Here is a 23,897-nt window from a genome sequence, read left to right as displayed (position 1 = left end):
CAGGAGTGCCCCACGCACCCGTGCGCGCTCACGATCTCGCGCCGATAATGACGCCATGATGCGCACTCGCAAAGGCCGGACGCGGCTCCCTGACCTGATGGTGTACCAGGGAAGTCGGCATCGAGTCGGCGTCAGTACCGCTCGGAACAGCCTCTCGCCGCCTCGAACCGCCACGATCCATCACTTGCCTCACCTGCCCTGACCTGCAAAGACACTGCCCAGCAGCTTCCCTGCCCGTCTCACCAGGAGGTACCCATGAGGATGTTGATCAACGTTCCCGAGACCGTCGTCGCCGACGCGCTGCGGGGGATGGCAGCCGCGCACCCCGAGCTGACCGTGGACGTGGAGCGGCGGGTGGTGGTGCGGCGGGACGCGCCGGTGGCGGGGAAGGTGGCGCTGGTGTCGGGGGGCGGGTCGGGGCACGAGCCGTTGCACGGGGGGTTCGTGGGGCCCGGGATGCTGGCGGCGGCGTGTCCCGGGGAGGTCTTCACCTCGCCGGTCCCCGACCAGATGGTGAGGGCCGCTGCGGCGGTGGACAGCGGTGCCGGGGTCCTGTTCGTCGTCAAGAACTACACCGGTGACGTGCTGAACTTCGAGATGGCGGCGGAGCTCGCGGAGGACGAGGGCATTCAGGTCGCCAAGGTTCTGGTCGACGACGACGTGGCGGTGACGGACAGTCTGTACACGGCGGGGCGGCGCGGGACCGGGGCCACGCTGTTCGTCGAGAAGATGGCGGGCGCGGCGGCCGAGGAGGGCGCCCCGCTGGAGCGGGTGGAGTCGATCGCACGCCGGGTCAACGCGCGGTCGCGGTCCTTCGGCGTGGCGCTGAGCGCCTGCACCACTCCCGCCAAGGGCAGACCGACCTTCGATCTCCCGGCCGGAGAACTGGAGTTGGGCGTCGGCATCCACGGCGAGCCGGGCCGGGAGCGGCGGGCGATGATGACCTCGCGGGAGATCGCGGACTTCGCCGTGGACGCGGTCGTCCAGGACCTCAACCCCGACGGCCCGGTGATCGCGCTGGTCAACGGGATGGGCGGGACACCGCTCCTGGAGCTGTACGGCTTCAACGCGGAGGTGCAGCGGGTGCTCACCGAGCGGGGCGTGCCGGTGGCGCGGACGCTGGTGGGGAACTACGTGACCTCCCTCGACATGGCCGGCTGCTCGGTGACCCTGTGCGAGGTGGACGAGGAGCTGCTCCGCCTGTGGGACGCGCCGGTCGAGACGGCCGCGCTGCGCTGGGGCCGGTGAGGCGGCGGTGGGTACGGACGAGGGAGCGGGCATGACGGAGACCTTCGGCGCCGCGTTCCTGGTGCGCTGGCTGGACGCGGTCGCCGGGGCCGTCGACCGGGAGGCGGACCGGCTCACCGAGCTGGACTCGGCGATCGGGGACGCCGACCACGGCGCCAATCTCAGGCGCGGCTTCGCCGCGGTCACGGACCTGTTGGCGAAGGAGCCGCCGGCGACGCCCGGCGCGGTGCTCACCGCCGCCGGGCGACAGCTGATCTCCACGGTCGGCGGCGCGTCGGGCCCGCTGTACGGAACCCTGCTGCGGAGCGCCGGGAAGACCCTGGGCGAGGACGAGGGGGTCACCCGGGAGCGGCTGGCGGAGGCGCTGGACTCCGGGGTGGCCGCCGTGTCCCGGTTGGGCGGTGCCCAGGTGGGCGACAAGACCATGCTGGACGCGCTGACTCCGGCGGTGGAGGGCCTGCGGACCTCGTTCGCGGCGGCCCGCGCCGCCGCGGACGAGGGCGCGCTGGCGACCGTACCCCTGCGGGCGCGCAAGGGCCGGGCCAGCTACCTCGGCGAACGCTCGACGGGGCACCAGGATCCGGGGGCGACGTCGTCGGCCCTGCTGTTCGCCGCGCTCGCCGAGACGGCGGCGGCCGAGGGCCTGTCGGCCGGGAACCCGGCGTCCGGGAACGCGAGCGCCGCGGACCGGGGCGTCGGGGAGGGGCACGGCGCCGGGGAGGCGTCGTGAGCCCGGCGGGGGGCGGGGCCGCGCCCGTGGGTATCGTGCTCGTCTCGCACAGCTCGGCGGTCGCGGCGGCCGTCGCCGAGCTGGCCGCGGGGCTCGCGGGCGGCGGGGACCTCGCGCCGCTGGCTGCGGCGGGCGGCCTGCCGGACGGCGGGCTGGGGACGAGCGCGGAGCTGATCTCGGCGGCGGCGCAGGCCGTGGACCGCGGGGCGGGGGTGGCGCTCCTGGTCGATCTGGGGAGCGCCGTGCTCACCGTGAAGGCGCTGCTCGCCGAGGGCGACGAACTCCCGGAGGAATCCCGTCTGGTGGACGCGCCGTTCGTCGAGGGAGCGGTGGCGGCGCTGGTGACGGCGAGCGCCGGCGGGGACCTCGACGCGGTGGCGGCAGCGGCCTCGGAGGCGTACTCCTACCGCAAGGAGTGACCTCCGGCGGCGGGTGCGCGGAGTGACGGAGAGGCCGCACCGGGTGGCGACCGTGTTGTGATGTACCTGGTCAACGCACTAATGTCGCAGGGCCTTGGTGTACGGGAAACCGGTGCAGTACCGGTGCGGCCCTCGCCACTGTGATCGGGAGGTCCGGCTCCACCTCCGCGGGGAACACCCTCGGGGAAGCCACTGGACCGCGACGGGAGACCGCCGCGGTGTGGGAAGGCGGAGTCGGACGGCATGACCGTCAGCCAGGAGACCGGCCAGGGTGCGTTGTCCATCCACGAGGTGCTGGAGAGGGTCTTCCGACCATGCATATAGCCGAGGGGTACCTTCCCCCTGCGCACGCCGCCGCCTGGGGCGTCGCGGCCGCCCCGTTCGTCGTCCACGGGGTGCGCTCCCTGACCCGCGAGGTGCGCGCGAACCCCGAGTCCACCCTGCTGCTCGGCGCTTCCGGCGCCTTCACGTTCGTCCTGTCGGCGCTCAAGCTGCCTTCGGTGACGGGCAGTTGTTCCCACCCGACCGGCACGGGCCTGGGCGCGATCCTGTTCCGGCCGCCGATCATGGCGGTCCTGGGGACGATCACCCTGCTCTTCCAGGCCCTGCTGCTCGCCCACGGCGGCCTCACCACGCTCGGCGCCAACGCGTTCTCGATGGCGATCGTCGGGCCCTGGGCGGGGTACGGGACCTACCGGCTGGTGCGCCGGTTCGGTGCGCCGCTGATGGTCGCCGTCTTCTTCGGCGCGTTCGTCGCCGACCTCTCGACGTACTGCGTGACCAGTGTGCAGCTGGCGCTGGCCTTCCCCGACCCGGGCAGCGGCATCGCGGGGGCGCTGGCCAAGTTCGGCGGCATCTTCGCCGTGACGCAGATCCCGCTGGCGGTGAGCGAGGGCCTGCTGACCGTGCTCGTGATGCGGTTGCTGACCCAGTCGAGCAAGGGCGAGCTGACCCGTCTCGGCGTCCTCGCCCCGCGGTCCGCCGAGCGCCACGAGGAGGCGGCCGCACGATGAGCAGGATCAGCCGGAACACCAGGATCAACGCCCTTCTGCTCCTCGCCGTCGCGGCGCTCGCGGTGCTGCCGCTCGTGCTGGGCCTCGGCGACCACAAGGAGGAGCCCTTCACCGGGGCCGACGCCGAGGCGGAGACCGCGATCACCGAGCTCCACCCGGACTACGAGCCCTGGTTCAGCCCCCTGTACGAACCTCCTTCCGGGGAGATCGAGTCTGCCCTGTTCGCCCTCCAGGCCGCACTGGGCGCCGGCGTCCTGGCGTACTACTTCGGTCTGCGTCGCGGCCGTCGCCAGGGCGCTGCGCGGGCCGCGTCGGCCGCGGGCGACGGCGAGCAGCGGGCCGCCGAGAAGCGCTCCGCGGGCGACACGGGCAAGGACGGTGCCGCCGGAGCCGACGCCCCCGTCCCCGGCCGGGACGCGTAGCCGCCGATGCTGCCCATCGACGCGGCGGCGCACGGCAGCCGCTGGCGTGCCCGCCATCCCGCCGAGAAGGCGCTGCTCGGCTTCGGTCTGACGTTGTGCGCGGTGTGTCTGCCGCCGTGGCCGGGCGCCGTGCTCGTGGCGGCGGCCACGCTCGGGGTGCTGCTCGGTCCGGCCGGCGTGGCGGGCCGTCAGCTGTGGCGGGCGTTCCGCGTGCCGCTCGGCTTCTGTGTCACGGGCGCGGTTCCGCTGCTCTTCGAGGTGGGCGGGGCCCGGGGGCCGGTGGCGCTCGCGCCGGACGGCCCGGCGCACGCGGTCGAGCTGCTGCTGCGTACTTCGTCGGCCTCGCTCGGGGTGCTGCTGTTCGCGTTCACGACGCCGGTGTCCGACGTCCTCCCCCGGCTGGTCCGGGCGGGGGTGCCGGCGCCGGTGGTGGACGTGGCCCTGGTGATGTACCGGATCATCTTCCTGCTGCTCGACTCGCTGGCCAGGATCCGGCAGGCGCAGGCGGCCCGGCTGGGGCACACCAGCCGGGCCGCGACCTGGCGTTCGCTGGCGGGCCTCGGCGCGACCACTTTCGTCAGGGCCTTCGACCGGGCGCAGCGCCTGCAGTCGGGGCTCGCCGGCCGGGGGTACGACGGGACGCTCCGGGTGCTGGTGCCCGCGTGCGCCGTCTCCCGCCGGTTCCTCGCGGCGACGGCTCTGCTGCTCGGGGGCCTCGTCGCCCTCACCCTCGTACTCGAAAGGTTCCTTCCGTGACGCCTCCGCACCCGACGACGCCTCAGGGCCCGGCTCCCGTCGTGGAGCTGGTGAGGGCGGGATTCGCCTACGAGGACGGGCCCCCGGTCCTGGAGGACGTGGACTTCGCGGTGGCGGAGGGACGGGCGATCGCGCTCCTGGGCCGCAACGGCAGCGGCAAGACGACGCTGCTGCGCCTGCTGAGCGGCGGCCTGAAGTGCGGGAGGGGCGCGCTGCTCCTGGACGGGGCGCCGGTGGCGTACGACCGCCGCGGGCTGACCCGGCTGCGGACCACCGTGCAGCTGGTCGTGCAGGACCCGGACGACCAGCTCTTCGCCGCCTCCGTGGGCCAGGACGTGTCCTTCGGGCCGACGAACCTGGGGCTGCCGGAGGACGAGGTGCGGCTGCGGGTGCGCGAGGCCCTGGAGGCGCTGGACATCGTGGCCCTCGAGGACCGGCCGACGCACCTGCTCTCGTACGGGCAGCGCAAGCGGGCCGCGATCGCGGGCGCCGTGGCGATGCGGCCGCGGGTCCTGATCATGGACGAGCCGACGGCCGGCCTCGACCCCCACGGCCAGGAGCGGCTGCTCGACGCCCTGGGGCGGCTGCGCGAGGGCGGCACGACCGTGGTCATGGCGACCCACGACGTGGACCTCGCCCTGCGCTGGGCCGACGAGGCCGCCGTCCTCTCCCCCGCGGGGCTGCGGACCGGACCGGTCGCCGACCTCCTCGCGGACGACGAGCTCCTCGCCGACGCCCGGCTCCGCCGCCCCTGGGCCACCGCGGTGGCGCGGCTGCTCCGGGCCCGCGGTCTGCTCGACCCGGACGCGCCGGAGCCCCGCACGCCCGAGGACCTGGACGCGTGGGCGGGTGCGGGGAGCCTGTGATCCTTGAGGTTACCGAGTAGTAGACATCACTCCCCGATTCTTCTGCAACTAGTTGCATAAGGCGGACGGGTCCCCTAGAACTGAGGGCGACGATCCTGCGCGAGGAGGCGCCCCGATGACCCCGTACCCGCACCTGCTGAGCCCGCTCGACCTGGGGTTCACGACCCTGCCCAACCGGGTGATCATGGGGTCGATGCACGTCGGCCTGGAGGAGACCGAGCACGGCTTCGAGCGCATGGCCGCGTTCTACGCCGAGCGGGCGCGCGGCGGCGCCGGCCTGATCGTCACCGGCGGCATCGCACCCAACGAGGCCGGCCGGCCGTGGGACGGCGGCGCCAAGCTGACCACGGACGAGGAGGTCGCCGAGCACCGGCTGATCACCGACGCCGTGCACGCCGAGGGAGGCCGGATCGCGATGCAGATCCTGCACTTCGGCCGGTACGCCTACCACCCCGGCCTGGTCGGCCCCAGTGCGATCAAGGCGCCGATCAGCCCCTTCGTGCCGAACGAGCTGACCGACGCCGAGGTCGAGCAGACCGTGGAGGACTACGCCCGCTGCGCCGAGCTCGCCAAGGAGGCCGGCTACGACGGCGTCGAGGTCATGGGCTCCGAGGGCTACCTCGTCAACGAGTTCATCGCGGCCGCGACCAACCAGCGCACCGACCGCTGGGGCGGTTCCTACGAGAACCGCGTCCGCTTCCCGCTGGAGATCGTCCGCCGGATCCGCGAGCGGGTCGGCGCGGAGTTCATCCTCGTCTACCGCCTGTCCATGCTGGACCTCGTGCCCGGCGGCTCCACCCTGGAGGAGGTCGTCCGGCTCGCCAAGGAGATCGAGGCCGCGGGCGCGACCATCATCAACACCGGCATCGGCTGGCACGAGGCCCGCATCCCGACCATCGCCACCTCCGTGCCGCGCGGCGCGTACACCTGGGTGACGAAGAAGCTGATGGGCGCGGTGTCCGTGCCGCTCGTCACCAGCAACCGGATCAACACGCCCGAGGTCGCCGAGGAGATCCTCGCCGACGGCCGCGCCGACCTCGTCTCGCTGGCCCGGCCGTTCCTGGCCGACCCCGCCTTCGTCGCCAAGGCCGCTGCCGACCGCGCCGACACCATCAACACCTGCATCGGCTGCAACCAGGCGTGCCTGGACCACACCTTCAACCTGAAGATCACGTCCTGCCTGGTCAACCCGCGCGCCTGCCACGAGACCGAGCTCGTCCTCTCCCCCACCCGCCTCGCCAAGCGGATCGCCGTCGTCGGCGCCGGCCCGGCCGGCCTCGCGTGCGCCGTGTCCGCCGCCGAGCGCGGCCACGCCGTCACGCTCTTCGACGCCGCTGCCGAGATCGGCGGCCAGCTGAACGTCGCCAGGCGGGTGCCGGGCAAGGAGGAGTTCGACGAGACCCTGCGGTACTTCCGCGTCCAGCTCGACGAGCGCGGGGTCGAGGTGCGGCTCGGCACCCCCGTCGCCGCCGGCGACCTGGACGGCTTCGACGAGGTCGTCGTCGCCACCGGCGTCTCGCCCCGCACGCCCGGCATCCCCGGCGTCGACCACCCGAGCGTGGTCAGCTACCTCGACGTGCTGCGCGACGGCGCGCACGTCGGCGAGCGCGTGGCGATCATCGGCGCGGGAGGCATCGGCTTCGACGTGGCGGAGTTCCTCACGGACGGCGGCGAGGGCGCGAGCCAGGACCCCGAGACGTACTTCCGGCAGTGGGGCGTCGACACCTCCTACGAGAACCGCGGCGGACTGCGCGCCCCCGAGCGCAACGCGCCGCCGCGCCGGGTCCACCTGCTCCAGCGCAAGAGCTCCAAGGTCGGCGCGGGCCTCGGCAAGACGACGGGATGGATCCACCGCACCGAGCTCAAGCACCGCGGCGTCACCATGGTCGCGGGCGTCTCCTACGACCGCATCGACGACGAGGGCCTGCACCTGACGATCGACGGCGAGCAGCAGCTCCTGCCCGTCGACACGGTCGTGCTCTGCTCCGGCCAGGAGCCCCGCCGCGACCTGTACGAGGAGCTGGTGGCCGCCGGCCGCACGCCGCACCTCATCGGCGGCGCGGACGTGGCCGCCGAGCTGGACGCGAAGCGCGCCATCGACCAGGGCACCCGGCTCGCCGCCACCCTGTGACGACGGCCCCCTGATCGCCGTGGCCGACCGAACCTAGGATGCGAGCATGTCCCTCCCGCACGCGATCCTCACCGCGTTGCTCGAGAAGCCGTCCTCCGGCCTCGAACTGACGCGCCGCTTCGACAAGTCGATCGGCTACTTCTGGTCGGCCACGCACCAGCAGATCTACCGCGAGCTGGGGAAGCTGGAGCAGGCGGGGCACATCCGCGCCCTGCCCGCCCCGGTCCCCGCACGGGGACAGAAGAAGGAGTACGAGGTCCTCGCAGCGGGCCGGACCGAACTGGGCGACTGGGTCGCCCGCACCGAGGACCCCAAGCCGATGCGGGCCGCCCTCCTCCTGCGCATGCGCGCCGCCGCGGTCGTCGGCGCCTCCGGGCTGCGCGCCGAACTGCACCGCCATCTCGTCCTCCACCAGGAGCAGTTGGACGAGTACCTCGCCATCGAGTCCCGCGACTTCCCGTCCGAGCGACGCCGCTCGGAACCCGACCGCCTCCGCCACCTCGTCCTGCGCGGCGGCATCGACATGGAGCGCTTCTGGGTGGAATGGCTGACCGGCGCGCTGAAGGAACTCGGCGAGGGGTGAGGAGCGGCGACGGCCGGGAGCAGACCCCCCGGCCGTACGCTTCTACGCCCACCAGAGCGCGCACCGTCGGTGCCGGGCCGGCGGCACGTCCACGGTGGAGGACGCCGTGTGGGCGATCGCGACCCCGACGCCGTTCACCAGACGCGTCAGCGTCCGCGTCCGGGCCCGCAGCCGCTGCCGAGCCTTGCGCTCCTCCTCCGCGGCCCAGCGGGCGACGGACCGGTCCTGCCGGAAGCGGGGCCAGCTGTGGAGGTCGACGGCCCTGCGGACGGACTGGGGCTGGGGCCTGGAACGATTCCGCGCGGCCTCGGCGGCAGACGCGGCGCTGTACCTGAGGTCCCTCACGAGGAGGGAGCACCAGGGGTCGCCCCGGAGCCGGTCGTCCGGCAGCGGGCGGCGCGAGCGGGGGATGTGATGTGCGGTGCGTGCCATACGACTCCATGGGTGACGACCGCCGGGTGTCTCCCGGCGGCTACCGGAAGCCGGTGCGTCCGGTCGCGCGTTCGGATGCCAGGGGGACCACCCTAAGGGGGCCGGGTGGGGGCGAGGCAGGGGCGACGGCGGACGCGGGGGTGTGGATACTGGGGGGTTGGAGTTCCACGACAGGAAAGGGCGGGTATGGCCGACGACTTGGGGCATCGCGTGACACGTCATGCGGTGGTCATCGGGGGAAGTCTCGCTGGACTGCTTGCCGCGCGGGTGCTGGCCGACCACGCGGAGAAGGTGACGGTCGTCGAGCGCGACCGGTTCCCGGAGGGCCCTGAGCCCCGGCCGGGTGTGCCGCAGGGGCGGCATCTGCACGTGCTGATCGCGGGCGGGCAGCGGGCGCTCGACGAGCTGCTGCCGGGGTTCATGGACGAGCTGCGGGAGCTCGGCGCGCCGAAGGTGGGCGTTCCCGAGGACATGGTGCAGTGGCAGAACGGCAAGTGGTTCCGCCGGACGCCGGCGACCGCGCACTTCTACACCGGCCCGCGTCCCCAGTTGGAGTGGCTGGTGCGGCAGAGGGTGCTGGCCGACCCGCGGATCGAACTGGTCGAGGGCACCGAGACGGTGGGGCTGACGGGCGACTCCTCGCGCGTCCGGGGCGTCCGGCTGCGGGAGCGCGGCGCGGGGACCGACAAGGAGCCGCGCGTCCTGGAGGCCGATCTGGTCGTGGACGCGTCCGGGCGGTCCACGAAGGCGGCCGACTGGCTGGCGGACATCGGGGCCGAGGCGCCGCACGAGGAGACCCTGGACACGGGACTCGCGTACGCCACGCGGGTCTACCGCTCGCCGGCCGAGGTGCCGGGCACGGACGCGATCGGCTACTACGTCGTGCCGAACCCGACGCAGGTGTACGGCGGTGTGGTGCTGCCGCTCGGCGACGGCCGGCACCTGGTCACGCTGTCCGGGCTGCGCGGTGACGAACCGCCCACGGACGAGGGCGCGTTCGAGGAGTACGCGAAGCGGCTGCCGCACCCGGTGGTCAGCGACTGGCTGGCGCGGGCCGAGGCGGAGTCGCCGGTGTACGGCTTCCGCAGGACGGCCAACATCCGCCGCCGGTACGACCGTCCGGGACGCCGCCCGGCCGGCTTCCTCGCCACCGGCGACGCGCTGTGCGCCTTCAACCCGATCTACGGGCAGGGGATGGCGGTCGCCGCGCTGACCGCGGTCGCGCTGCGCCGGGCGCTCGCCGACCCGAAGCGCACGGCGACCACCCGCCAGGTGCAGCGGGCGCTGCTGGACGCGTCGCGGCAGGCATGGGACATCTCGGCGGGCGCCGACAAGAAGATGCCGGGCGCCGTGGGCGACGCGGCCCGCCCGGGACCGGCGGACAAGGCGGTCGGCTGGTACATGAGCAGGGTGCAGCAGCGGGCTGCGGGCGACCCGGTGGTGGGGGCGCCCTTCCGCGCGGCCCTGACGCTGACGGAGCCGCTGTCGGCCCTGTTCGCGCCGGCGGTCGCCCGGGCGGTGCTCTTCGGGCCGGTCCGCGAGACGCCGTCGGAGCCGCCGCTGCGGCGCGACGCGTAGCGGGGCGTCCCGCCGGCCGGGGCGGACCGAGGGGGCCTGGGGCCCCTTCCGGTCCGCCCCGGCCGGGGACGGGCGTGTGGTGCCGTCCTCCGGTGCACGGCGGGTGCGCGGCGGCAAGGTCGCCGGCTCAGACGCCCGGGGCCGCCGTGATCATGCCGGCGGCGATGGCCGCGCCGAGGGCCGCGTAGTCGTCGGCGTTCTGGCCCGCGTAGGCGAGGGCGAAGTCGGCGACGGAGCGGTCGAAGACGTCGGTGGAGCCGAGGTAGGCGGCGATGGCGACCCGGTCGCCGGTGCGGGCGTGGGCGCGGGCCAGGGCGCGGCCGCAGAGCCGCCCGTAGTCGCGCAGCCGGGCCGGGGACATGGTCTCCACCTCGGCGGAGCCCTTCATGTCGCGCAGCTGGCGCCAGTAGAAGTGGCGTTCCTGGGGGCCGGTCATCCAGCCGAGGAAGATGTCGCTGGCGGCCTGGGTGAGGCGCTGCCCGCAGACGACGCGGCGGCCCTGGTGCGCGTATGCGGACGGGGTGAGGTACGGCTCCAGGACGGAGTGGGCCGCCTCCTTGATCTGGAGGATGAGGGGGTCGGTGGCGTCACGGCCTTCGAGCAGGATGACGAAGCAGCGGGTGCCGACGCTGCCGACGCCGACGACCTTGCGGGCCGCGTCGACGAAGCGGAACCGGTCGAGCAGGATCCGTCGTTCCTCGGAGAGCGAGCTGCGGTAGTCGCTGAAGATCTTGCCGAGGGTGACGCGGTCGAGGTCCGTGGTCCGTTCCAGGAGCGGCGGGTCGTCGGCGAAGTGCCGGGCACCGGAGGCGTCCGTCTCGGTGAGCTTGCCGAGGGCCTGGAGGCTGGTGCGGCGGCGGGCGCGGGCGAGACGGCCGGCGACGCGGGCGCGCTCGTCCCGGTGGACCAGGGGCAGGAGGTCGTCCGCGGCGATCCGCTCGTACCAGAGGGGGAGCTCGCCGAGGGCGGCGAGGCGGCGCATGGCGGTCCGGTACGCCTCGACGGTCACGAGGGCGGCCCGGTGTGCCTTGGGCTTGGCGCTGCCGTTCTGGAGGGCGGCGACGGTGACGCTGGCGGCGAGCCTCTTGACGTCCCACTCGAAGGGGCCGGGGAGGGTCTCGTCGAAGTCGTTCACGTCGAACAGGAGCGTCCGTTCGGGTGAGGCGTAGACCCCGAAGTTGAGCAGGTGGGCGTCGCCGCAGAGCTGGACGGTGAGTCCGGTGTGGGGCTGGGCGCCGAGGTCGGCGGCCATCACGGCCGCGGCGCCGCGCAGGAACGCGAAGGGCGAGACGGCCATCCTGCCGTAGCGGAGGGGGGCGAGTTCGGGGAGCCGGTCCACGGACTGGCGCTCCAGGACGTCCAGCGGGTCGGGGCGCTGGGAGCTCGGTATCCAGCGTCCGTGCGAGGAGCGGGAGACGCGCTTGCGGGCCGCCCGGCCCCGGTCGGCGCGTTCCGACGGTGTCGTCATCCGGCCTCACCCGCCCTCCTCCGCCGCCGCGGCCTCGTCTCCTTCACCTGGAACCTCATTAGAAGGCGCGGTGCTCCTTTCGGCCACTCTGCGGGGCCGCCCTAGCAAAATGGTTTAGACCAATGATAGGAATTGATCACCCACACGACCCATGTGGTCACGCTGAGCGAAGAGAGGGTTGAACATGGCCGAGCCCGATTCCGAGGCTGCGGCGGAAGCGCCGCTCTATCTCCGGGTCGCCGCCGCCCTGCGCGAGGACCTCACCGGCCGGCGCATCGCCCCCGGCAGCCGGCTCCCGTCGGAACGTTCCCTGGTCCAGCGCTACCACGTCAACCGGCAGACGGTACGCAGCGCGCTCCAGCTCCTGCGCGACGAGCGCCTGGTGGTCACCGACCGACGGGGCACGTTCGCCGCCGGCGGGGGTGACGCGGCCGACGCCGACCCGGCCGCGCCCGCGCTCACGGCCCGTCGGCCCACCTTCCCCGGGGGCCCGCGCGCGGCCGGGGCACAGGTGCGGGCCTCGCTGACCTGGGAGCCGCCGCCCACCCCGCTGACACCCCGGCTGCTGCTCGCCCCCGGCGAACCGACCCTCGTGCACCGGCACGTGATCCTCGGGCCGCACGGGTCGGCGCTCCAGCGCGCGGTGTCCTGGTTCTCCCGGGCGGCACTCACCGAGATCCCCCAACTCGCCCGCTACCGGCGGGACCGGGACGGCCACCGGCAGCCCGATCTCCGCCTCCTGTACCACTGGATGCACCAGGCCGGGCTGCGGATCACCCACCGCGAGTCGGTGGGCGTGCCCCCGGGACCCACCACGACGACGGCCGGCGGCGCGGCACGGCTGTTCGTCCACCGGGTCGTCAGCGACCAGCACGGGCACGCCCTGGAGATCACCGACATCGACTTCTCGGCCCAGTCGGCCTCCTGGACCTACGAGTTCAGCGCCTGACGTCACGGTGGGGGCGTCCGGCCGCACGGCCCGACGCCCCCACCGCGCCCTGCTCGCTCAGACGATGCCCTCGGCGATCTCCGCCTCCTCACGGGCCGTTCCGTACGTCGTGGGCGTGCCGTAGGACCGGCGGGCGACGTACCACCACACGCTGGCCAGGACGAGGACGACGGCGAGCGCGATGACGGCGTAGTTCATGGTGTCGACGGTGACCGGGGACTTCTGGGGCAGGCAGAACAGGACGGTGACCACGGCGACCCAGACGACGGCGGTCCATCCGATCGGCTTGCTCCAGCGGCCCAGGCTCCAGGGACCGGGGACGAACCGGTCGCCGGCGCGCAGGCGCAGGTAGATCGGGATGGCGTAGGCGGGCGTGATGCCGATGACGTTGATCGCGGTGACGGCGCCGTACGCGGTCGCCGAGTAGAGCGAGGGGACGGCGAGGACCGCGGCGACGGCGACGGCGAGCCACACCGCGGGGACGGGGGTCTGGGTGCGGCCGCTGACCTTGCGCCAGATCGCCGAGCCGGGCAGGGCGTTGTCGCGGCTGAAGGCGAAGACCATGCGGCTGGCGGCGGCGACCTCGGCGTTGCCGCAGAAGAGCTGGGCGACGATGACGACGAGCAGCAGCGCGGTGGCGCCGCCGGAGCCGAGGGCGTCCAGGAAGATCTGGGCGGGCGGGACGCCGGTGGCGCTGTTCTGCGTGGCGGCGTAGTCCTGGATGGCGAAGGTCAGTCCGGCGAGGAGGGCGAAGCCGGCGATCCAGGAGACCCAGATGGCCCGCACGATGCCCTTGGCGGCGGTGACGGAGGCGTTGGACGTCTCCTCGGACAGGTGGGCCGAGGCGTCGTAGCCGGAGAAGGTGTACTGCGCGAGGAGCAGGCCGACGGCGGCGACGTAGAACGGGTTGGCCCAGCCGGTGTCGTTGACGAACTCGGTGAAGACGAATCCGGCGGACTGGTGGCGGTCGGGGACGAAGGCGAGGGCGCCGACGATGGCCGCCACGCCGGCGAGGTGCCACCAGACGCTGATCGAGTTGAGGACGCTGACGAGGCGGACGCCGTAGAGGTTGAGCACGGCGTGCAGCAGCAGGATCGCCAGGAAGATGAGGAAGGTGGAGCCGGGGGTGGGAGTGAAGCCCCACTGGAGGTTGAGGAAGGCGCCGGTGAAGAGCGCGGCGCCGTAGTCGATGCCGGCGATGGCTCCGAGGAGACCGAGCAGATTCAGCCAGCCGGTGTACCAGCCCCAGCGGCGCCCGCCGAGCCGGTCCGCCATGTAGTACAGGGCGCCGGAGGTCGGGTAGGCACTGGTCACCTCGGCGAGGGCGAGGCCCACGCAGAGGACGAAGAGTCCGACACCGGCCCAGCCCCAGAGCATGACGGCCGGGCCGCCGGTGCCCAGGCCGAAGCCGTAGAGGGTCATGCAGCCCGAGAGGACGGAGATGACCGAGAAGCTGATGGCGAAGTTGCCGAAGCCGCCCATGCGGCGGGCGAGGACGGGCTGGTAGCCGAGCTCTCTCAGCCGCGCCTCCTCGTCCTGGGCCGGTGGTGGCTTGCGTATCGCGTCGCTGGGGGCTTCGGTGCGGGACATGGGTACCTCCGGGGGACGGGGGGGGACGGAGCGGGGGCGTTCGGTGGAGCCGGGGCCTCAGTCGCCGAGACAGCGGGCGCGGGCCCGCAGGAACACCTCTTCGGCGAGGGCGCGGTCGTCCGGGCGCGCGGTGCGGTAGGCCCAGGGCAGCGTGGTGTAGTACGGGCCGAGGGCCTCGAAGACCCGGGCCGCGTCGGGGAAGCGGAGGGCGCCGAAGAGGGCGTGCGCGAGGTGGTTGAGGTCGAGCAGCGAGGCTTCGTCGGTGGCGCAGAAGAGGAACCAGTCGTCGAGCGCGCGCCGGGCGTCGCGCACGGCGTCCTCGGCGACCCAGTGGAGGTCGAGGGCGCGCTCGTGACCGCGTTCGCGGCGGTAGCGCTCGACGCGCACGTAGAGCGGCAGCGCGTGGAGAGCCGAGCCGACGGGGGCGGCGGAGGCGGCCCAGTGGGAGTAGTTGACGGCCTCGGAGAGCGGTCCGGAGCGGCGGGCGTAGACGAACTGGAGCATGCGGTGGTGCGCTTCGCGGTTGTACGGATCGCGCTTCTCGGCCTCGGCGAGCAGGCCCCAGGGCCCCGGGGGCAGCATGGGGGCGGGCGGGCTGAGCCGGTGCTCGGCCATGCGCTGGCGCTCGTCGAGGGCCGCGAGGGCGATGAGGCCCACCCAGGGCACGGGGTCGGCGGGGGACCGCTCGGAGGCGTCCCGGCAGGCGGTCCACGCCTCCTGCCAGAGCTCCCGGGTGCGGGCGTGTCCGGCCCGGTGGGCGCGGACGGCGCGTTCGACGGTGACGCGGCTGTGCATGACCGCGGCGGCGGGGCTGTCGGGCTGCTCGGTCCGCCAGGTGTGGACGACGTCGGTGCCGGCGGCGACGGCGGCGAGGACCTGGGTGCGGCGGGTCCAGCCGTCCCAGCCCGTCGTCTCGTCGAGCAGCCGGGCCATGGCCACCCAGCGGCCGGTGCGTAAGTCCTGGACGGCGTTGCGCAGGGCGTGGTCGTGGCCCGCGGGGTGGTAGACGGGCCGGAAGCCGTGTGCGGCCATCAGGGGGCGGGCCAAGCTGTGGTCGACATGGGTCCTCGGTGGATGGAGAGGGTGGCCTGTCCCCCGGCGGGTGTCACCGGCCGTTGATCGGCGATCACTATAGAGGGCGATGGATGCGACCGGTCCACTTTCTTTTGTGACGGTAACTATCAGGCCAACGACCAAATTTGACTGCCCGTCAGTTATGTGGGCGGACCTGACGGGATCGTCCGGCGGGGCTTGACGCGGGCCCGCCCCGGCGGCACCCTGACCCCTTTCGGTGATCGGATGATCACCGTCCGGTCCAGGGACGGGAGCAGCACGATGACAGGCGGCCCGGTACTCGCCGTCGACCAGGGGACCTCGGGCACCAAGGCCCTCGTCCTCTGTCCCGAGCGCGGCGTCATCGGCAGCGGCACGGCGCCCGTCCGGCCCCGCTACCTGCCGGGCGGTCTCGTGGAGGTCGACCCGCGTGAGCTGTACGACTCCGTCGTCGCCGCCGGGCGGGCGGCCCTCGCCGAGGCGGGCACGCCGGTCGGGGCGGTGGGCCTGGCCAACCAGGGCGAGACGGTGCTCGCCTGGGACCCGCGGAGCGGCGAGCCGCTCACCGACGCCCTCGTGTGGCAGGACCGCAGGGCCGCCGACGTCTGCGCCGGTCTCGACCCGCACGCCGAGCGGCTGCGCCGTCTGACGGGCCTTCCCGTGGACCCCTACTTCGCGGCGCCCAAGATGGCCTGGATCCGCCGCCACTCCACCGGCGCGGGCGTCGTCACCACGAGCGACTCCTGGCTCGTGCACCGGCTGACGGGCGCGTTCGTCACCGACGCGTCGACCGCCGGACGGACCGGCCTCCTCGACCTGGACACGGTCTCCTGGTCGGAGACCGCCCTCGACCTGTACGGACTCGGCGGCGAGCGACTGCCCCGGGTGGTGGACGGCGACACCCCCGTCGGCACCACGACCGCGTTCGGCCCGCCGCTGCCGCTCACCGGCCTCCTGGTCGACCAGCAGGCGGCCCTGCTGGCACAGAGCGCCGACGACCCGTCCGCCGTCAAGTGCACCTACGGGACCGGGGCCTTCCTCCTCGCGCAGACCGGCACCGAGCCGCGGCGCACCGTCTCCGGTCTGGTGAGCTGCGTCGCCTGGCGGCTGGGCGGACGGGTGACCCACTGCCTCGACGGCCAGGTGTACACGGTCGCCTCGGCCGTCCGCTGGCTCACCGACCTCGGGGTGATCGCCGGCGCCGAGCAGCTCGACTCCGTCGGCGGGGCCGTACCGGACAGCGGCGGGGTGACCTTCGTGCCCGCCTTCGCGGGGCTCGCCGCACCCTGGTGGCGGGGCGACGTGCGCGGTTCGCTCACCGGGCTCGGCCTGGACACCGGACCCGGCCAGCTCGTCAGGGCGCTCTGCGAGGGGATCGCCGCCCAGGTCGTGGAGCTGGCCGCGGCCGCCGCGACGGAGCGGGGCGCCTCGGCGTCCGCCCTGCGCGTCGACGGGGGCCTGACCCGGTCCGCCCTGCTGATGCAGACCCAGGCCGACCTGCTCCAGCTCCCCGTCGAGGTCTCCGCGTCGCCGGACGCCACCGCCCTCGGGGTGGGCGCCGCGGCCGCGCTGGGCCACGATCCGGGCCTCTCCCTCCGCGAGGCCGTGCCGGGGTGGAAGCCCTCGGCCGTATACGAGCCGCGGATCACGGGCGACGAGGCGGCCGCGCGGCTCGCCCGGTTCCGCGCCGAGGTGGCGGCCCTGGTCGAGCGGGCCGGCGACGCGGACGGGGCGGGGGCCGCCGGATGAGCGTCACGCGGAGAGGTCCGCTGCCGTCCGGCGCGGACTCCGCGTACGACGTGGTGGTCGTCGGCGCGGGGGTGGTCGGCTCGGCGATCGCCCGCGCGCTCGCCCGGCATCCGCTGCGGATCGCCCTGGTGGAGGCGGCGGACGACGTCGGCGACGGCACCTCGAAGGCCAACACCGCGATCCTGCACACCGGTTTCGACGCCACCCCCGGCACCCTGGAGGCGGGGCTCGTCCGCACGGGCCACCGGCTGCTCGGCGCGTACGCGCGGGAGGCCGGCATCCCCGTGGAGCCGCTCGGCGCCCTTCTCGTCGCCTGGGACGAGGAGCAGCGCGCCGCCCTCCCCCGGCTCGCGGCGAAGGCCGGGCGCAACGGCCACCGGACGACCCGCATCCTGACCGCCGCGGAACTGGGCGCGCGAGAGCCCCACTTGGGGCCGGGGGCGCTCGCAGCACTCGAAGTGCCCGGCGAGTCCGTCGTCTGCCCGTGGACGACGACCCTGGCGTACGCCACGCAGGCGGTCCGCTCCGGCGCGGACCTGCACCTGGGCTGCCGGGTGGAGAGCGTGGGTCGGGGCGATCCGCACCACCGGCTCGTCACCCCGCGCGGGATCCTGCGGACCCGGTACCTCGTCAACGCCTGCGGCCTCCACGCCGACGGCTTCGACGCGCTGGTCGGCCGCGACGACTTCACCGTCACCCCGCGCAGGGGACAGCTGCTCGTCTTCGACAAGTTCGCCCGCGACCTGGTCCGCCACATACTGCTCCCCGTCCCCGGACCGCTCGGCAAGGGCGTGCTCGTCTCGCCGACCGTGTACGGCAACGTGATGCTCGGGCCCACCGCCGAGGACCTGGACGACAAGACCGCCACCGGCACCACCGCCGAGGGACTGGCCGGGCTGCGCGAGCAGGGCGGCAGGATTCTGCCGGCGCTGCTCGACGAGGAGGTGACGGCCGTCTACGCGGGACTGCGGGCCGCCACCGGGCAGGAGGACTACCGGATCGCCGCGCATCCCGGGCTGCGGTACGTGACGGTGGGCGGGATCCGCTCCACCGGGCTCACCGCGTCCCTGGCCATCGCCGACCACGTCCTCGGCCTCCTCGCCGACTGCGGACTCCACCCGGGCCCCGAACGGCCCCTCGCCCCGGTCCGCATGCCGAACCTCGGCGAGGCGTTCCCCCGGCCCTACCGCGACGCCGCACGCATCGCCGCCGATCCCGCGTTCGGCGCGATCGTCTGCCACTGCGAGCGGGTGACCCGCGGCGAGGTGCGGGACGCCTTCGCCTCCACGATCCCCCCGGCGGGGCCGGACGGGCTGCGGCGCAGGACACGGGCCCGCGCCGGCCGCTGCCAGGGCCACTTCTGCGGCGCCGAACTGCGGGCCATGAGCGAGGAGTACGGGAAGGGGAACCGGTGATCCGGACGGTCGACGTGCTCGTGGTGGGCGCGGGCCCCGCCGGGCTCGCCGCGGCGGCCGGCGTCGCGGCGGCCGGCGTCGGACGGGTGGAGGTCCTGGAACGGGAGGCGAGCGCCGGCGGGGTCCCGCTGCACTGCGCCCGGCCCGGCTTCGGCGCGGACCCGCGGGGGCGGGCGCTGGACGGACCGGCGTACGCCCGGCGCGCGGTGCGCGCGGCCCTGCGGGCCGGCGCCGCCGTCCGCACCGGCGTCTCGGCCACCGGCTGGGCGGGGCCGCTGACCCTGGAGGTCACCGCGCCGACCGGGCCGGAGCGGATCAGGGCCCGGGCGGTCGTCCTGGCGACCGGTGCCCGCGAACGGCCGCGCAGCGCCCGGCTCGTACCGGGGACGCGGCCCGCCGGCGTGCTGACCACCGGGGAACTCCAGCGGACGGTGGCGCGGTTCGGGGCGCGGCGGGCGCTCCCGGGACGGCGCGCGGTGGTCGTCGGCGGCGGCCCGGTGGCCCGCGCCGCCGTCCGGACGCTGCGGGAGGCGGGCGTGGCGGTGGCGGCGGTCGTCACCGAACTGCCCGGGGCGGCGCCGCTGGCGGGAGCGACCGTGCCCGTGCTCACCGGCACGGTCGTCACGGAGCTGTTCGGCCGCGGTCGGCCGACCGGGATCGCGGTCCGGGGAGCGGACGGCCGGACGGGCCTGCTGCGCTGCGACACCGTGGTGTTCACCGGCGACTGGATCCCCGACCACGAGCTGGTCAGGTCCCGCGGTCTGCCGCTCGCGGCGGGGACACGGGGCCCGGTGACCGATGCGGCGTTCCGGACCGCCGGGGAGGGGGTGTTCGCCGTCGGCAACCTGCTGCACGGCGGGGAGCCCGCCCTGCGGGCCGCCGCCGAGGGGCGCGCGGTGGCCGGCGCGGTCCTGGCCCGGCTCGCCGGCGCGCCCTGGCCGGCCGGCGGGGTGCCGGTGGCGGCGGCGGGGTCCCTGCGGTGGGTGGCGCCGGGGCTCCTCGGAGCGGGGGCCGTCCCCCTCCTCGTACGGCCGGAGCGCGGGCTCGTGCGGCCGGTCCTGACCGTCCGCCAGGACGGGGCGGTGCTCCGCTCCGAGCGGCTGCGCGGAGCGGTGGCCCCGTGGCGTTCGGTGCGGCTCGACGGCCGCTGGACCGAGGGGGTCGACCCGTCGGGCGGCCCCGTCGTGGTCGACGCCGGGGAGTGAGCGCAGGCGCGGGCCGGGACGGATGTCCGGGGCTGCGGAGGCCGGGCGGTTCGGCCACACTGGGGCCCATGCCGGACAAACGCAGCGCGGGTCTCCTGGTCTTCCGCCGTACGGCGGGCGAGGGCGTCGAGGTCCTCATCGGTCACATGGGCGGTCCCTACTGGGAGTCCCGCGAGGAGGAGTCCTGGTCCATCCCCAAGGGCCAGTACGAGCCGGACGAGACCGCGCGGGACGCGGCGCGCCGGGAGTTCGAGGAGGAGCTGGGGCTTCCGGCGCCGGAGGGCGAGTGGTCCGCGCTCGGGGAGTCCCGGCAGCGCAGCGGAAAGATCGTCACCATCTGGGCCGTCGAGGGCGACCTCGATCCGGAACGGGTCGAGCCGGGGACCTTCACCATGGAATGGCCGCCCGGGTCCGGGGTCCTGGCGGAGTTCCCGGAGATCGACCGGGTGGGCTGGTTCGCCCCCGAGGCCGCCTCTCCCCTGCTGGTGACGGGGCAGCGGGTCTTCCTCGACAGGCTCCGCCACCTGCTCGACGGGCGGGCCTGACCCCGATTGTCAGACCCGTAGGAGAGGGTGGTGAGCGCCGAACTGTCGAGAGGGAGCCCGACATGACCACGTTCACCGCAAGCGAGCGCGCCGCCGCCCAGGCGTACCTGCGGCTGCTGGAGTCCACCCAGGCCGTGCTGACCGACCCGCAGCTCGCCCCCTACGCGGGGGTGATGCTCACGCATCCGATGGCGGAGGCGGACGAGGCTCTGCGCGCCGCGGGTTTCTCGGGGAACGAGGACCGGCTGCTGAGGCTCGTCTCCTCGCTGCGGACCTCCCCGGCGACCGCGTGGGGGCGCACCGGCTGAGCCGGTGCGCCCGCCGGGCGGGCCGCCCACGGGGCGTCAGACGCCGGGGCGGACCGGGAGGGCGCGGACGCTGTTGCCGACGAAGCCGGCGTGACGGGTCAGCTCCGGCTCGGGAAGGGCGAGGTCGAGGTCCGGGAAGCGGGTGAAGAGCGACTCCAGGGCGATCTCCGCCTCCATCCGGGCGAGCGGGGCGCCCAGGCAGTAGTGGGAGCCGTGGCCGAGCGAGAGGTGCTTGACCGTCCGGGTGCGGGTGAGGTCGAAGCGGTCGGCGTCCGGGCCGTGCGCCTTCGCGTCGCGGCCGGCCGCCGAGTACCCCGCGAGCACCGGGGTCCCGCGCGGGATGAGGGTGCCGTCGACGGTGAGGTCGCGGGTGGGGTAGCGGAACGGGAAGTAGCTGACCGGGCTGTCCCAGCGCAGGGTCTCCTCGACCACGTCCGCCCAGGAGGCCCGGCCGTCCAGGACGAGGGCGAGCTGGTCCCGGTGGGAGCACAGGGCCCGGACGGCGTTGGTGACCAGGTTCAGCGTGGTCTCGTGGCCGGCGATGATCATCAGGACGAGGGTGCCGAGCAGCTCGGGCTGGCTCAGCCGGTCGCCGCCCTCGTCGCGGGCCGCGATGAGGGCGCTGATGAGGTCGTCGCCGGGGTCGGCCGCCCTGGCGGCGGCGACGGAGGCCAGGAGGTCGACGAGCTCGCGGTTGACGGCGACGGCCTGCGCGGGCTCGGTGTCGGTGGCGACGACCTGGCTGGAGAGGTGGTGCAGCCGGTCCTGATGTGCCGGATCGACGCCGAGGAGTTCGCAGATGACGCCGAGCGGCAGCGGCAGGGCGTAGTGCCGGCGGAGGTCGGCCACGCCGTCGCCGGCGCGCGCGGCCTCGGCGAGTCCGTCGAGGAGTCCGGCGGTGACAGCCTCGACGCGCGGGCGGAGCTCCTCGACCCGGCGGGCGGTGAAGGCGCTGCTGACCAGGGTCCGCAGCCGGCGGTGGTCGGCCCCGTCGGCGGTGGTCATGCCGGGCACGGTCGCGAAGGTGAGCAGCGGCCAGCCCTCGGGTATCCGGCCCTCGGCGAGCGCGGTGAAGTGGTGCGGGGACTTGGCGACGTCGGGGTGGGTGAGGAAGTCCCGCAGGGCGTCGTGGCCGAGCACCGCCATTCCCTCGATCTCGCCGGGCAGGATCACCGGGGTCACGGCGCCCTGGGCGAGCAGTCGGGCGTTCGCCGCGTGCGGGCAGCCGCCCGCCGGGTCCAGGCGGTGGGCGGGCCGGCCGGATGCGGTGCTGTGCGGTGTGTTCAAGGAAGGAACTCCTGACTGCGGATGCGGACCGGTGCGGCGGGTGAGCGGTCGCATCCTACGGTCAACCCAGCGGCGTTCGTACGGAGTTGTCCGTCACGTCGGTGTCGTCCGCCGGGCTCCGGCGGGCGCCGCGGCCGAGGAGTCCGGCCAGCCCGCGGCGGGTGGCGGCCACGACGACCCGGTCGCCCGGCCGGAGGACCCGGTCCGGGTGCAGACGCCAGCCGCCGTCCCGGTCCGTGTCGCCGTGGCCCGGCGTGCCGGCGGCGCCGTCCAGGGCGATGACCCGCCAGGCCCCGGGGACGAAGGCGTCGGCGACCGTGCGGCCGTCCAGGAGCGGGTGGGCGGCGACGTCCACGGCGGCGAAGAGCAGCACCCGGCGCTCGACGGGCACGGCGCCCAGGATCCGGCGGCCCATCATCGCGCCGGCGAAGGCGGGCGCGGCGAGGTGGGAGACGCTGCGGCTGCGGGTGACGGCCGTGGGGTGGGCGGTGCGCAGGGTGCGGAAGACGGCGGTGGCGAAGTCGTCGTCGAACAGGCGCAGGACGACCCGCAGGTCGGGGCTGACGGCGCGGGCGGAGAGCGCCGCCTCCAGATTGGTGATGTCGACGCTGGTCAGCGCGAGAAGGGCGTGGGCTCGGTGGATGCGGGCGGCCTCCAGGACCCCTTCCTCGGTGACGTCGCCGACGACGGTGGGGACGCGCAGCCGGCGGGCGACGGCGATGCCGCGGGCCTCCGGGTCGGACTCGACGCAGACCACCGGGATGCCGAGGCCGCGGAGCCTGGCGAGGACCCGGGTGCCGACCTTACCGAGGCCGAGGAGGACGACGTGGCCGGAGAGGCCGCGCGGCGGCCGGCGCAGGGTGGTCGCCGTGCGGAAGGTACCGAGCCCTTCGAGGAGGGCGGCGACGATCACGGGCAGCAGGAGCAGCCCCACGAAGCCGGCGAGGATCTGGAGCAGCTGACGGCTGGTCGGCTCGCCGACCGCGGGGTCCCCGATGGCGAAGATGTCGAGCAGCGTCAGATAGGCGGCGTGCAGCGGGTGGTCGCCGGTGGTGAAGGTGGAGGCGAGGGCCAGCGCCACGACGGCGGCGGCCGCCCCGGCGAGCGACCAGCGCAGGCGGCGGGAGAAGAGGGAGGCGACGGGGAGGGCGGAGGCGGCGAGGCGGGCCGCCGGGAGGGCCGGGCCCGCCGGGGTGACGGCTTCGAGGGTGACGGCGGCGCGGCCGGTGGCGGCGGCCACCGTGCGGTCGTCCGGCAGTAGGCGGGGGCCGTCGTCGCCGCTGCGTTCGGAGCCCTCGCAGCCCGCGGGGTCGCCGGCCGTGGCCGAGAGCAGGGCGAGCGTGCAGAGTCCGGGGTCGGGGGCCCGGCCGGCGGCGGGCGGGCGCTCGACCGCGTGCAGCAGCAGTCCGCCGGCCTGCACGACCTTGCTGGTGCCCGCGACGGCGGCCGCGGCGAGGCCGGGCGCCGCGGTGTCGACGTCGGAGAGGACGGTGGTGGCGGCGTCGAGCTTCTCGGGGTCCAGTCCCGGTTCGGCGACGGCGGCGGCCTGGTCGAGGAGGGTCTCCAGGTGCTGTCCGAGCTTGCGGTTGTAGAGCCGGATGACCAGTCGTAGGCGGGGGTTGAGGCGGCGGGCGGTGAGCGCGGCCCGGATGTTGGTCTCGTCGTCCTCGTGGACGAGGGCGAGCGCGGCGGCTCGCTCCGCCCCGGCGTCGGTCAGGGCCCGGTCGTCCGCCTCGGCGGATTCGACGACCCGCAGCGCGCCGCCGGGTTCGTCGCCGTCCACGGGCGGGCCGGCCGGGGTGCCGGAGGCGCCGGTCCTGATGACGGCGGCGGTGACCCGGCCGAAGAGGGCGAGGGCGCGGCCGGTGCGGGCGGTGGGGGCGCGGGGCGCGTCGGGCGGCGTCGGCACGAGGAGGGTGACCCGTTCCCCGTACACCTCGTGCAGCTCGCGCGCGAGCCGGTGGGCGAGGGCGTCGTCGCCGCACACGATCATGTGCCCGGAGGGAGCGGTCCTGGCCTGGCGGTCCGTCCGGGAGGCGGGGGCGCCGAGGGGCCCGCCGGGGGCGCGGGCGGGCCCGGGAAGGGGCCGCGCCGCCGGGGCGACGGGGGGCGCTCCGACGCTCTCGGGCGGAACGGGGCTGCTCTGGTTC

General features: G+C 74.9%; 22 protein-coding genes and 1 riboswitch. Of the genes, 16 read left to right on the top strand and 6 right to left on the bottom strand.

Annotated elements, in window-relative coordinates:
* Positions 1-255: 255 nt before the first annotated feature.
* From dhaK to AB0424_RS01770, 9 genes are all read left to right on the top strand, one after another.
* Positions 256-1,248, top strand: coding sequence for a dihydroxyacetone kinase subunit DhaK (gene dhaK / locus AB0424_RS01810; protein ID WP_366301382.1), 993 nt, complete (start codon positions 256-258; stop codon positions 1,246-1,248).
* Between the two features lie 31 nt (positions 1,249-1,279).
* Complete coding sequence (dhaL, locus tag AB0424_RS01805) at positions 1,280-1,978, top strand: dihydroxyacetone kinase subunit DhaL (protein ID WP_366301381.1); 699 nt, start codon at positions 1,280-1,282, stop codon at positions 1,976-1,978.
* A 26-nt stretch (positions 1,979-2,004) separates the two neighbouring features.
* Positions 2,005-2,397 carry a PTS fructose transporter subunit IIA gene (locus tag AB0424_RS01800; protein ID WP_366301380.1) on the top strand — a complete coding sequence of 131 codons (393 nt, stop codon included), beginning with the start codon at positions 2,005-2,007 and terminating at the stop codon, positions 2,395-2,397.
* 50 nt (positions 2,398-2,447) lie between these two features.
* Positions 2,448-2,683: riboswitch (cobalamin riboswitch) on the top strand.
* 28 nt (positions 2,684-2,711) lie between these two features.
* Positions 2,712-3,410, top strand: a complete 699-nt coding sequence (locus tag AB0424_RS01795; RefSeq protein ID WP_366301379.1) for an energy-coupling factor ABC transporter permease — start codon at positions 2,712-2,714, stop codon at positions 3,408-3,410.
* Positions 3,411-3,415: 5 nt separating this feature from the next.
* The gene (locus AB0424_RS01790; RefSeq protein WP_366301853.1) at positions 3,416-3,832 is read left to right on the top strand and encodes an energy-coupling factor ABC transporter substrate-binding protein; all 417 of its coding nucleotides are present in this window, start codon (positions 3,416-3,418) and stop codon (positions 3,830-3,832) included.
* 6 nt (positions 3,833-3,838) lie between these two features.
* Entirely contained in the window at positions 3,839-4,588 is a 750-nt protein-coding gene (cbiQ, locus tag AB0424_RS01785) for a cobalt ECF transporter T component CbiQ (protein ID WP_366301377.1), read from the top strand.
* Positions 4,585-5,454, top strand: coding sequence for an ATP-binding cassette domain-containing protein (locus AB0424_RS01780; protein WP_366301376.1), 870 nt, complete (start codon positions 4,585-4,587; stop codon positions 5,452-5,454). Before cbiQ ends, AB0424_RS01780 begins: the two co-directional genes overlap by 4 nt.
* Positions 5,455-5,569: 115 nt before the next feature.
* Positions 5,570-7,585, top strand: a complete 2,016-nt coding sequence (locus AB0424_RS01775) for an NADPH-dependent 2,4-dienoyl-CoA reductase (RefSeq protein ID WP_366301375.1) — start codon at positions 5,570-5,572, stop codon at positions 7,583-7,585.
* Between the two features lie 46 nt (positions 7,586-7,631).
* Positions 7,632-8,168 carry a PadR family transcriptional regulator gene (locus AB0424_RS01770; protein WP_366301373.1) on the top strand — a complete coding sequence of 179 codons (537 nt, stop codon included), beginning with the start codon at positions 7,632-7,634 and terminating at the stop codon, positions 8,166-8,168.
* A gap of 42 nt (positions 8,169-8,210) precedes the next feature.
* Here the strand turns inward: AB0424_RS01770 and AB0424_RS01765 are convergent, their stop codons facing one another.
* The gene (locus tag AB0424_RS01765; protein ID WP_366301371.1) at positions 8,211-8,600 is read right to left on the bottom strand and encodes a hypothetical protein; all 390 of its coding nucleotides are present in this window, start codon (positions 8,598-8,600) and stop codon (positions 8,211-8,213) included.
* A 186-nt stretch (positions 8,601-8,786) separates the two neighbouring features.
* On the opposite strand from AB0424_RS01765, the gene AB0424_RS01760 reads away from it, so the two are divergent.
* A complete protein-coding gene (locus tag AB0424_RS01760) occupies positions 8,787-10,178 on the top strand; it encodes an FAD-dependent monooxygenase (RefSeq protein ID WP_366301370.1) in 1,392 nt (463 codons plus the stop codon).
* A gap of 127 nt (positions 10,179-10,305) precedes the next feature.
* On the opposite strand, the gene AB0424_RS01755 is transcribed toward AB0424_RS01760, so the two are convergent.
* On the bottom strand, positions 10,306-11,646 hold the full coding sequence (locus tag AB0424_RS01755) for a DUF2252 domain-containing protein (RefSeq protein ID WP_366301368.1): 1,341 nt from the start codon (positions 11,644-11,646) through the stop codon (positions 10,306-10,308).
* Between the two features lie 184 nt (positions 11,647-11,830).
* On the opposite strand from AB0424_RS01755, the gene AB0424_RS01750 reads away from it, so the two are divergent.
* On the top strand, positions 11,831-12,595 hold the full coding sequence (locus tag AB0424_RS01750; protein ID WP_366301366.1) for a GntR family transcriptional regulator: 765 nt from the start codon (positions 11,831-11,833) through the stop codon (positions 12,593-12,595).
* Between the two features lie 57 nt (positions 12,596-12,652).
* On the opposite strand, the gene AB0424_RS01745 is transcribed toward AB0424_RS01750, so the two are convergent.
* Together AB0424_RS01745 and AB0424_RS01740 are read right to left on the bottom strand one after the other, a co-directional pair.
* Complete coding sequence (locus AB0424_RS01745) at positions 12,653-14,185, bottom strand: amino acid permease (protein WP_366301365.1); 1,533 nt, start codon at positions 14,183-14,185, stop codon at positions 12,653-12,655.
* 57 nt (positions 14,186-14,242) lie between these two features.
* Positions 14,243-15,217 (bottom strand): hypothetical protein, encoded by a 975-nt coding sequence (locus tag AB0424_RS01740; RefSeq protein ID WP_366301363.1) that lies wholly within the window; start codon positions 15,215-15,217, stop codon positions 14,243-14,245.
* Between the two features lie 303 nt (positions 15,218-15,520).
* On the opposite strand from AB0424_RS01740, the gene AB0424_RS01735 reads away from it, so the two are divergent.
* The 5 genes from AB0424_RS01735 to AB0424_RS01715 all read left to right on the top strand — a co-directional run bounded on the left by AB0424_RS01735 (position 15,521) and on the right by AB0424_RS01715 (position 20,460).
* Positions 15,521-16,987: an FGGY family carbohydrate kinase gene (locus AB0424_RS01735; protein WP_366301362.1), complete on the top strand. Its 1,467-nt coding sequence runs from the start codon at positions 15,521-15,523 to the stop codon at positions 16,985-16,987.
* Positions 16,984-18,402, top strand: coding sequence for an FAD-dependent oxidoreductase (locus AB0424_RS01730; protein ID WP_366301361.1), 1,419 nt, complete (start codon positions 16,984-16,986; stop codon positions 18,400-18,402). The genes AB0424_RS01735 and AB0424_RS01730 overlap by 4 nt, the downstream gene beginning before the upstream one ends.
* On the top strand, positions 18,399-19,607 hold the full coding sequence (locus AB0424_RS01725; RefSeq protein WP_366301360.1) for an FAD-dependent oxidoreductase: 1,209 nt from the start codon (positions 18,399-18,401) through the stop codon (positions 19,605-19,607). Before AB0424_RS01730 ends, AB0424_RS01725 begins: the two co-directional genes overlap by 4 nt.
* A gap of 68 nt (positions 19,608-19,675) precedes the next feature.
* Complete coding sequence (locus AB0424_RS01720) at positions 19,676-20,152, top strand: NUDIX domain-containing protein (RefSeq protein ID WP_366301359.1); 477 nt, start codon at positions 19,676-19,678, stop codon at positions 20,150-20,152.
* A gap of 62 nt (positions 20,153-20,214) precedes the next feature.
* Positions 20,215-20,460 (top strand): hypothetical protein, encoded by a 246-nt coding sequence (locus tag AB0424_RS01715; protein ID WP_366301357.1) that lies wholly within the window; start codon positions 20,215-20,217, stop codon positions 20,458-20,460.
* A 36-nt stretch (positions 20,461-20,496) separates the two neighbouring features.
* On the opposite strand, the gene AB0424_RS01710 is transcribed toward AB0424_RS01715, so the two are convergent.
* Together AB0424_RS01710 and AB0424_RS01705 are read right to left on the bottom strand one after the other, a co-directional pair.
* Complete coding sequence (locus tag AB0424_RS01710) at positions 20,497-21,747, bottom strand: cytochrome P450 (protein ID WP_366301355.1); 1,251 nt, start codon at positions 21,745-21,747, stop codon at positions 20,497-20,499.
* A gap of 61 nt (positions 21,748-21,808) precedes the next feature.
* The gene (locus tag AB0424_RS01705) at positions 21,809-23,740 is read right to left on the bottom strand and encodes an NAD-binding protein (protein WP_366301852.1); all 1,932 of its coding nucleotides are present in this window, start codon (positions 23,738-23,740) and stop codon (positions 21,809-21,811) included.
* Positions 23,741-23,897: the final 157 nt, after the last annotated feature.

This window comes from Streptomyces sp. NPDC051180 (assembly GCF_040689545.1).
Taxonomy (GTDB): Bacteria; Actinomycetota; Actinomycetes; order Streptomycetales; family Streptomycetaceae; genus Streptomyces.
Note: the sequence above shows the minus strand (reverse complement) of the source record. Positions and strands in the feature narration are given on the sequence as shown.

Bases quoted from the DNA above. Each gene is read 5' to 3' on its own strand.
- AB0424_RS01730 (WP_366301361.1), top strand. From the start codon at position 16,984: ATGAGCGTCACGCGGAGAGGTCCGCTGCCGTCCGGCGCGGACTCCGCG.
- AB0424_RS01740 (WP_366301363.1), bottom strand. From the start codon at position 15,217: ATGGCCGCACACGGCTTCCGGCCCGTCTACCACCCCGCGGGCCACGAC.
- AB0424_RS01795 (WP_366301379.1), top strand. From the start codon at position 2,712: ATGCATATAGCCGAGGGGTACCTTCCCCCTGCGCACGCCGCCGCCTGG.
- AB0424_RS01755 (WP_366301368.1), bottom strand. From the start codon at position 11,646: ATGACGACACCGTCGGAACGCGCCGACCGGGGCCGGGCGGCCCGCAAG.
- AB0424_RS01760 (WP_366301370.1), top strand. From the start codon at position 8,787: ATGGCCGACGACTTGGGGCATCGCGTGACACGTCATGCGGTGGTCATC.
- cbiQ (WP_366301377.1), top strand. From the start codon at position 3,839: ATGCTGCCCATCGACGCGGCGGCGCACGGCAGCCGCTGGCGTGCCCGC.
- AB0424_RS01705 (WP_366301852.1), bottom strand. From the start codon at position 23,740: ATGATCGTGTGCGGCGACGACGCCCTCGCCCACCGGCTCGCGCGCGAG.
- dhaL (WP_366301381.1), top strand. From the start codon at position 1,280: ATGACGGAGACCTTCGGCGCCGCGTTCCTGGTGCGCTGGCTGGACGCG.
- AB0424_RS01715 (WP_366301357.1), top strand. From the start codon at position 20,215: ATGACCACGTTCACCGCAAGCGAGCGCGCCGCCGCCCAGGCGTACCTG.
- AB0424_RS01775 (WP_366301375.1), top strand. From the start codon at position 5,570: ATGACCCCGTACCCGCACCTGCTGAGCCCGCTCGACCTGGGGTTCACG.
- AB0424_RS01765 (WP_366301371.1), bottom strand. From the start codon at position 8,600: ATGGCACGCACCGCACATCACATCCCCCGCTCGCGCCGCCCGCTGCCG.
- AB0424_RS01770 (WP_366301373.1), top strand. From the start codon at position 7,632: ATGTCCCTCCCGCACGCGATCCTCACCGCGTTGCTCGAGAAGCCGTCC.
- AB0424_RS01720 (WP_366301359.1), top strand. From the start codon at position 19,676: ATGCCGGACAAACGCAGCGCGGGTCTCCTGGTCTTCCGCCGTACGGCG.
- AB0424_RS01750 (WP_366301366.1), top strand. From the start codon at position 11,831: ATGGCCGAGCCCGATTCCGAGGCTGCGGCGGAAGCGCCGCTCTATCTC.
- AB0424_RS01745 (WP_366301365.1), bottom strand. From the start codon at position 14,185: ATGTCCCGCACCGAAGCCCCCAGCGACGCGATACGCAAGCCACCACCG.
- AB0424_RS01735 (WP_366301362.1), top strand. From the start codon at position 15,521: ATGACAGGCGGCCCGGTACTCGCCGTCGACCAGGGGACCTCGGGCACC.
- dhaK (WP_366301382.1), top strand. From the start codon at position 256: ATGAGGATGTTGATCAACGTTCCCGAGACCGTCGTCGCCGACGCGCTG.